The sequence below is a fragment of the Terriglobales bacterium genome, assembly GCA_035454605.1.
Taxonomy (GTDB): Bacteria; Acidobacteriota; Terriglobia; order Terriglobales; family Acidobacteriaceae; genus DATMAB01.
The window spans coordinates 1-8,648 of record DATIGQ010000166.1 but is presented as its reverse complement, the minus strand read 5'-3'; the positions used below and the strand labels follow the sequence as shown (position 1 = coordinate 8,648).

Annotated in this window: 6 protein-coding genes; 4 read left to right on the top strand and 2 right to left on the bottom strand. The window is 65.7% G+C overall.

The window, feature by feature from the left end; translation table 11 throughout:
* A partial coding sequence (locus tag VLE48_11925) for a hypothetical protein (protein HSA93711.1) occupies positions 1–656 on the top strand: 656 nt, incomplete at its 5' end.
* Between the two features lie 110 nt (positions 657–766).
* On the top strand, positions 767–3,430 hold the full coding sequence (locus VLE48_11920; GenBank protein ID HSA93710.1) for a protein kinase: 2,664 nt from the start codon (positions 767–769) through the stop codon (positions 3,428–3,430).
* 99 nt (positions 3,431–3,529) lie between these two features.
* Here VLE48_11920 and VLE48_11915 read toward each other — a convergent pair whose 3' ends face one another.
* A complete protein-coding gene (locus VLE48_11915; protein HSA93709.1) occupies positions 3,530–3,964 on the bottom strand; it encodes a hypothetical protein in 435 nt (144 codons plus the stop codon).
* 269 nt (positions 3,965–4,233) lie between these two features.
* Between VLE48_11915 and VLE48_11910 the strand changes: the two genes are divergently transcribed.
* Positions 4,234–5,007, top strand: coding sequence for an arginine deiminase family protein (locus VLE48_11910; GenBank protein ID HSA93708.1), 774 nt, complete (start codon positions 4,234–4,236; stop codon positions 5,005–5,007).
* A 201-nt stretch (positions 5,008–5,208) separates the two neighbouring features.
* Positions 5,209–6,816 (top strand): hypothetical protein, encoded by a 1,608-nt coding sequence (locus VLE48_11905; GenBank protein HSA93707.1) that lies wholly within the window; start codon positions 5,209–5,211, stop codon positions 6,814–6,816.
* A 17-nt stretch (positions 6,817–6,833) separates the two neighbouring features.
* On the opposite strand, the gene mnmG is transcribed toward VLE48_11905, so the two are convergent.
* Positions 6,834–8,648: tRNA uridine-5-carboxymethylaminomethyl(34) synthesis enzyme MnmG (gene mnmG, locus VLE48_11900; GenBank protein ID HSA93706.1), on the bottom strand; the 1,815-nt coding region annotated here is incomplete at its 5' end.

Here is an 8,648-nt window from a genome sequence, read left to right as displayed (position 1 = left end):
CTCCGGTGCTCCGTCTGGGAGAAGGAGTGCCCCTGGATTTCTCGCCGGACGGGGCCTGGGTGCTGGCGAACGTCCCTGGAACGCCGGAGACGCTGGTGCTGTACCCGACCGGAGCCGGGGAGGTGCGGAAGCTGGAGCGCGGCGACCTTGCCGCTTACTCGTGGGGCCAATGGTTCCGGGACGGGAAACGCTTGCTGGTGTGCGGCAGCGAGCCAGGACACGCCGGGCGTTGTTACCTCCAGGAGATCGCCGGGGGCCCACCCAAGCCGCTCACGCCGGAAGGAACCGTGCAGGGGCTGGTGTCGCCGGACGGGAAGCTGGTGCTGGTGCGCTCGGCAGAGGACGAATTCCTGCTGTATCCAGTGGAGGGAGGGGAGCCACGACCCGTGCCCTGGCTGACTGCCAAGGATGGGCTCATCGGCTGGAGCACCGATGGACGATCATGGCTAGTGACGGACACGGAAGGACTTCCGGCCAGCGTGCAACGTGTGGATGTGGGCAGCGGCCGACGCTCGCTGATCCACACGCTGGCGCCGAGCGACCGCTCCGGGGTGTTGAGGGTACGACAGGCCTCGGTGTCGGACGACGAGCGATCGTACGTCTACACGTATAAACGCGCGTCCGGACTGGTGTTTGTAGTGGAAGGGGCGAAGTAGGCAGCGCCGGGGGCTGGGGGAATCAGGTAGTCGCAGGTGCGGGATCCGTGAACTGCGAGCTACGAACGTGAACTGCGAACCGTGCGCCTCAACTATAATGCGCGACGGGCATGGGGCTTTCTTCCGGCACGAAGCTAGGTCCGTACGAAATCCTGGAACCCATCGGGGCGGGCGGGATGGGCGAGGTGTATCGGGCGCGGGATACGCGCCTGGACCGCACGGTGGCGGTCAAGGTCCTGCCGCAGCATCTTTCCTCCAATCCTGAACTGAAGCAGCGCTTCGAGCGGGAAGCCAAGGCCATTTCTTCGCTGCAGCACGGGCATATCTGCACCCTCTACGACGTCGGGCACCAGGACGGGGTGGACTTCCTGGTGATGGAGTACCTGGAAGGGGAGACGCTGGCGGCACGGATCGCGCGCGGGATTCTGCCCACGGAGCAATTGCTGAAGATCGGGATGGAGGTGGCGGACGCGCTGGACAAGGCGCACCGGCAGGGAGTGGTGCACCGCGACCTGAAGCCGGGGAACATCATGCTGACGAAGGGCGGCGCGAAGCTGCTGGACTTTGGCCTGGCCAAGGGCACCGAAGCGCTGGCCAGCGAAGTAACGGCGCCGACCACAACCCCCTCCATCAGCCAGCCGCTGACCTCGCGGGGCACGATCGTGGGGACGTTCCACTATATGGCGCCGGAGCAAATCGAGGGCAAGGAAGCGGACTCGCGCTCGGACATCTTCGCGCTGGGTACGGTGCTGTATGAGATGGCGGCGGGGAAGCGGGCGTTCGAAGGCAAGACGCAGGCCAGCGTAGTGGCGGCGATATTGGCGACGGACCCGGCGCCGCCTTCGAGCGTGCAGGCGATGCGGCCGCCGGCTCTGGACCGGATCGTGCGGAGCTGCCTGGCGAAGGATCCGGAGGAGCGCTACCAGTCGGCGCACGACCTGAAGCTGCAACTGCAGTGGCTGCTGGAGGGCGGGGTTTCTTCGACCGCGATTGCGGCAGCCGCGGCGCCGCATCGGCGGAAGGGGCGGGAGCAGGCAGCGTGGGGGCTGGCGGCGCTCTTGCTGGCAGCAGCCGTGGCGCTGGGTTACGGGTATTCCCAACGCGTGCCCAAGCCGACCGCGGCCATGCGGTTCGCGTTGCCGGTTTCGGTGGTGGCGCGGAACCTGGCCCTCTCGCCGGATGGGAAGCGGCTGGCGTTCGTAGCGCCAGATGAGCGGACGGGGCGCTCCGTGCTATGGCTGAATGAGGTGGGCAGCCTGGATATCAAGGCGTTGCCGGAAACGGAGGGCGCGGCGCATCCGTTCTGGTCGCCCGACAGCCAGTTCGTCGGGTTTTTTGCCGACAACAAGCTGAAGAGGCTGGCGCTGAAGGATGGGTCGGTGCAAGCGCTGGCCAATGCTCCTTCCGGACGGGGCGGAAGCTGGAACCCGCAGGGGGTGATCGTGTACGCGCCCGACGCGGGAGGGGCGCTGTGGAAGGTCGCTGCCGGTGGGGGCGAAGCAACACAGATCACGACGCTGCCGCCGGGCGCGAGCAGCCATCGCTGGCCGGAGTTCCTGCCGGATGGCAAACGCTACCTGTACTTGCAGGCGGTTTTCACGACGTTGGACGACCCCAATAACGGAATCTACCTGGGCACGCTGGATTCGAAGGAGAGCAAGCGGGTGGTGAGCGCGGCTTCGAATGCGCGCTATCTGCGTTCGGGCCATCTGCTGCTGGTGCGCGACCGGCAACTGATTGCGCTGCCCTTCAACGCGGCCGGCGGGGAGGCGGGAAGCCAAGCGCAGCGGCTGGCTGAGGGCGTGCAGTACTCGACCTCGCTGTACCTGGGGTCGTTCGCGGCGGCAGAGAACGGCACGGTGGTGTACCAGACGGGAACGGAGCCGAACCTTTCGCAGTTCACGTGGGTGGACCGAAGCGGGAAGGAACTGGGAACGGTGGGGTCCGTACAGTCGCAGGCGAACCCGAGGCTTTCGCCGGACGGCGGACGGCTGCTGTTCGACGCCAGCGATCCGGCGACCAGCAATGTGGACATCTACGTTTACGACCTGGCAAGGAATGTGAGCCGCCGGATGACTTTCGGACAGAATGAGGAGGCGACGCCCGCATGGTCCCCGGATGGACGGCAGCTTGTGTTCCGGACGACAACGTCGGACGCGGCCCAACTGGTGACCATGGCGACCAGCGGATTGGAGAAGGCCGAGTCGCGGGCCTTGGCGACGGGCGGCTCGGACATCCTGGCGAATTCCTGGCTGGCGAACGGTACGGTGGTGGCCACGTTCCAAGATTCCAATGGCAGCAACATCGTTTCCGTGCCTCCGGGGGAACCAGGCCTGCGGCCGTTAGTGGCGACCCCGGCAAGCGAAACGAACGGCCAAGTGTCGCCGGACGGCAAGTGGATGGCGTACATGTCAAACGAGACCGGGAACTGGGAAGTGTACGTGACGCGCTATCCGGAAATGCAGGGGAAGTTCCAGGTCTCCGCGGGCGGCGGCGTCGAGCCTCATTGGCGGCAGGACGGCAAGGAGATCTTCTACGTGGACCGCAAGAACACGCTCATGGCGGTGGCGGTGAGCGCGGGCCAGACATTCGAAAGCGGAAGACCGCAGGCGCTGTTCACCACGCGTGGGCGGGAAGGCGCTTCGTCCACCGATCTTTACACCTATGACGTCACCCCCAACGGGCAACGCTTCCTGGTGAACCGCACGGCCAAGCCGGAAAGCGTGCCGCCCATCTATTTCGTGCTGAACGCAGAAGCGGAAATGAAGCGATAGCTTCCAGTTTCGAGTTTCCAGTTTCCAGAAAACACATGCGAAAGCCTCCTTCGCCCGCGAGGGCAGAAGGAGGCTTTCGTTTCCCGGGGGAGGCGGGGGTTAGCGGTTGGCGGTGAGGCGGTCGTAGACGAGGCCGGCCACGCCGCCGGAGATGGCGCCGATGGCGGCGCCCTTCTTGCCGCCGGCCAGAGCGCCGATGCCGGCGCCTGCGCCAGCCGATCCGGCCACGATCAGAACCGACTTACCGGTAGAGCGTGGCTTGCGCACAGGCTCCTGATACACCACCGGAGCCGGGGCAGGCGCGGTGCGAGTGGCGGTGCGAACCACGCGCGGGCGCTGGTAGGAATAGGGCTGCGAAGTATAAGAGCCGTTGTACAGAGCGTCCTTAAGCAGCCCGTCGTCCTGGTTCATGAGCCGCGGCATGGCGAATGCAGTCAGCGCCGAAGCCAGCACGGCGGAGATCACGGAACTGATAACAGCGGTGCGCAGGCCGTGGTTGCGTGCCGGCGCGCGAACCCTGGATGTGTGTCTCATCGCTCACCTCCCGTCCTTGGTCAGGACGTTCGTTCGCCTCTGCGCTTCTTAAGAATTAGATGCCCGGAGCGGGGAGTGGGTTGATGAAATGTGGGGTCGTCTGGAGTTTGTCCACCCCTTCTTGGGGCAGCGCACGTGAAGTTCAGTTCGAGGCTCCGGCTATAATTCGCGTGCCCACTACGCTTGGCTCCCATGGCGGAGGATGAAGAGAAGGCGAAGCACGAAGGACACGAAGGTTTGACACGAGGGACACGAAGAGAAGCCAGAGCATGCGGATAGCGATCACGCGCGCGGTGAGCCGGGCAATCGGGCGGTGCGAATTGACGCACCTGAAGCGCGAGCCGATCGACGCGCGCCGGGCGGCGGAGCAGCATGCGCAATACGAGGCCTGCCTGCGCGGATTGGGCTGCGAGGTGCGGAGCCTGCCGGAGGAGCCCGAGCTGCCGGACTCGGTGTTCGTGGAAGACGTCGCGGTGGCGCTGGACGAGGTGGCCGTGGTGACGCGGCCGGGAGCGGAATCGCGGCGGGCGGAGGCGGAGTCGGTGGCGCGAGCGCTCGAGCCCTATCGCGAGCTGAAGCGCATTGCGGCACCGGGCACCCTGGACGGCGGAGACGTGCTGACCCTGGGACGCACCCTCTACGTGGGCCGGACGGCGCGCACCAACGACCCGGGCATTCAGCAACTGGCGAAGCTGGTAGAGTCCCACGGATACAACGTCGTGCCGGTGGAGGTCGAAGGCTGCTTGCACCTGAAGACGGCAGTGACGCAGGTGGGAGAGAATCTGCTGCTGATCAATCCGCGGATGGTGGACAAAAGGGCGTTCGGGGGTGCTGAGTTCGTCGAAGTGGATGAATCGGAGCCCGGCGGCGGGAACGCGCTGCTGATCGATGGTACCGTGGTCTATCCGGCGGCGTACCCGAAGACGTTGCGGCGGCTGGAGCAGCGGGGCATCAAGGTCGCGGCGGTGGACGTTTCCGAGTTGCTGAAGGCGGAAGCGGGGGTGACGTGCTGCAGCGTGGTGTTTGAAAAGCGAAAGCCTTAACCACAGAGGACACAGAGGGACACAGAGCCTGGCGACAGGACGCAGGAAGCAGGAAAGCGTGCTGAGTCAGCCGAGGCGGCTATAGTGGGTATAGGGTTCCCTCGTAGCTACGCTCCTCGGGATGACAAGAAAGATCAATCGGTGAGTACAGATCCCTCGCTACGCTCGGGATGACAATCAACTAAGGAAGGCAAGGAATAGATGAGAACTTTGGGGTGGGTACTCTGCGTTGCGCTGCTGGCTCCGGCGGCGGTGGCGGATGAAGGGCATCATGGGCACGAGTTGACGGCGGAAGGGCTGGGCACGGTGAGCTTTCCCACGTCGTGTTCCGAGGCGGTGGAGAAGCAGATGGAGCGCGGCGTGGCGCTGCTGCATTCGTTCTGGTACGGCGAGGCGGAGCGGACGTTCGCCGCCGCGGCCAAGCAGGATACGAAGTGCGCCATGGCGCACTGGGGCGTGGCCATGAGCCTGTGGCATCCGCTGTGGGATCCGCCGGAGAAAGAGGAGCTGAAGCGAGGCCTGGCGTCGCTGGAGAAGGCGGGAAAGTTGGCCGCGACGCCGCGCGAGCAGCAGTACATCGCGGCGCTGAAGACGTTCTACAGCGGCTGGGAAACGAAAGACTTCCGCACGCGAGCGCTGGCCTACGAGCAGGCTATGGCGAAGGTGCACGAACAGAATCCCGAGGACCGCGAAGCGGCGATCTTCTACGCGCTTTCGCTCCTGGCGACGGAGGATCCCAAGGACAAGACGTACGCGAACCAGCAGAAAGCGGGACGGATCCTGAACGAGCTGCTGCCCGAGATGCCGAATCATCCCGGCATCGCCCACTACCTGATCCACAGCTTCGACCATCCAGGGATCGCGGAGCAGGGACTCGAGGCGGCACGGCGGTACGCGGCCATCGCGCCTGCCTCGTCGCACGCGCGGCATATGCCCAGCCACATCTTCACGCGGCTGGGATTGTGGCAGGAGTCGGAGAAGTCGAATCGTTCGGCCATCGAGGCGGCGGACGCGGCGATGGCGCAGGGGAAGCAGGGCTTGGGCGACAAGCTGCACGCCATGGACTATGCGGCGTATGCCTCGTTGCAGCGCGGGGAAGAGCAGGAGGCGGAACGGCTGACGCGGGAAGCGGAGTCCATGGCGAAGGATGCGAAGAGCGGCGCGCGGCGGGCGGCGTTCGGGTACGCGCTGATTGGCTCGCGATATGCGCTGGAGCGGAGGCAGTGGGGCGAGGCGGCCGCGATGTGGGTGCCGGAGCGCGCCAGCGCCGAGCCTCAGGCCCTGGTGTACTGGACGCGGACGGTGGGCGCCGCGCGCAGCGGCGACGCGGAGCTGGCCAGGAAGGAACTGGCGAAGCTGAGAGCCGCCGTGCGGGACATCGGCGGGGATACGTCGGGCTACGGCTGGCATCCGGGAGACCTGGAAGTGGAAACGGCGCGCGCCTGGGTGGCGCAGGCGGAAGGCAGATCGGAGGAGGCGGAACAGCGACTGCGGGCGGCGGCCGAGCGCGAGGAGGAAGGAGAGCTGGGAGCCATTGCGTATCCGCCCATCGTGCCGGCGCGCGAAATGCTGGCCGACCTGTTGATGGAACTCCAGCGCCCGGCCCATGCGCTGGCCGAGTATGAAGATACGTTGAAGGATTCGCCGGACCGGTTCAACGCGCTGTACGGCGCGGCGCACGCGGCGGAACTGGCGGGGAAGAGTGAAAGCGCAGAGAAGTATTACGGGCGGCTGTTGAAAGTCAGCGGCAGTGAGCAGGCAACACGGCCCGAAGTGGCGCGAGCGAAGAGCGCGGTGAAAGGCGATTGAGTCAGCGAATCATTGAATCAATCAGCCAGTGATTCCCTGAAGCGGCGAGACTGGATCTCGATGAACACGTTCACCAGGGAAACCGCCGCGGGGGTGACGCCGGGAATACGCGAAGCCTGGGCGATGGTACGCGGGCGGACGCGCTGCAGCTTTTCCTTCATCTCGCGGGAGAGACCGCTGACGCTGGCGTAATCGAACCAATCGGGGATGGAGCGCTGCTCGGCCTTCTTCAGGCGCTCGATGGCGCGCTCCTGCTGGCGCAAGTAGCCTTCATACTTCACTTCGGTCTCCACGGACTTCAGTTCCAAGTGGTCCGTGGTCGGTGGCCAGTGGTCAGAGCTTCGCAGCACAGGCGCGAGATGCTCGATGCGGACCTCGGGGCGCTTGAGGAGCTGAGCGAGCGTGCCGCCTTCCCAGTTGTCAGTTGTCAGTTCTCGGTTCTCAGAAGAGATCCTTTCCAACATCTGACTATTCAAGCGAGTTCTTTCGAGGAGCGCAGTGAGCGCCTGCATGCGCTCCTGCTTGGCGAGGAAGTCGCGCCAGGCGTTGTCAGGGATCAAGCCGACGCGGCGGCCGTGGGGCGTGAGGCGGCGGTCGGCGTTGTCGATGCGCAGGTGCAGGCGGAACTCGGCGCGCGAGGTGAACATGCGGTAGGGCTCGTTGGTGCCCTTGGAGATGAGGTCGTCGATGAGGATGGCGGTGTAGGCCTCGGTGCGGTCGAGGGTGAGCGGCGGCTCGCCCTTCACCTTGAGAGCAGCGTTGATGCCGGCCATGATGCCCTGGCAGGCGGCCTCTTCGTATCCTGAAGTGCCGTTGATCTGGCCGGCGAGGAAGAGCCCGGCGATCTTCTTGGTCTCCAGCGTCCGCTCCAGCTCGGTGGGATCGATGGAGTCGTACTCGATGGCGTAGCCGGGACGCAACATCCCGGCGCGTTCGAGGCCGGGGACGGACTTGATCATGGCCAGTTGCACGTCCACCGGCATGGAAGTGGACATGCCGTTGACGTAGATGGAGTGCGTGTCCAGTCCCTCGGGCTCGAGAAAGATCTGGTGCTGGGAGTGGTGCGGGAACTTGACGATCTTGTCCTCGATGCTAGGGCAGTAGCGCGGGCCGATGGACTTGATCTGGCCGCTGTACATGGGCGAGCGATGGACGTTCTCGGCGATGATGCGATGCGTCTCCGCGGTGGTGAAGGCGAGGTAGCAGGGCACCTGCTCGCGGGTGATGCGGCGGGTGCGGAAGCTGAAGGGCGTGGGCTCAGGGTCGCCGGGTTGCTGCTGGAAGGCGGACCAGTCGATGGTGCGGCCGTCAAGGCGCGGCGGGGTGCCGGTCTTGAGGCGGCAGCCGCGCAGGCCGAGCAGCTTGAGCGCCTCGCCCAGGAGCTGCGAGGGCGGTTCGCCGGCGCGTCCGGCGGGATGAGTCTGCTCGCCGCAGTGAATCAGGCCGTTGAGGAAGGTGCCGGTCGTGATGATGACCGCCTGAGCGCCGATGGTGCGGCCGTCGTGGAGCCTTACTCCCCGGCACGTCCGTGGTGGACACAGGGATCCCTCGTCGCCGCGCTCCTCGGGATGACCAGCTTGGGAGGTGGAACGTTCGACGATCAGATCCACCACCTCGGCCTGTTTGACGGTGAGGTGGGGCTGGGATTCGAGCACCTGGCGCATCTTGAGGCGGTACTGCTGCTTGTCGCATTGCGCGCGGGGTGACCAGACGGCAGGGCCGCGCGAGGTGTTGAGCAGGCGAAACTGGATGCCGACAGCGTCGGTGACTTCGCCCATGATGCCGCCCAGGGCGTCGACTTCGCGGACCAGGTGTCCCTTGGCGATGCCGCC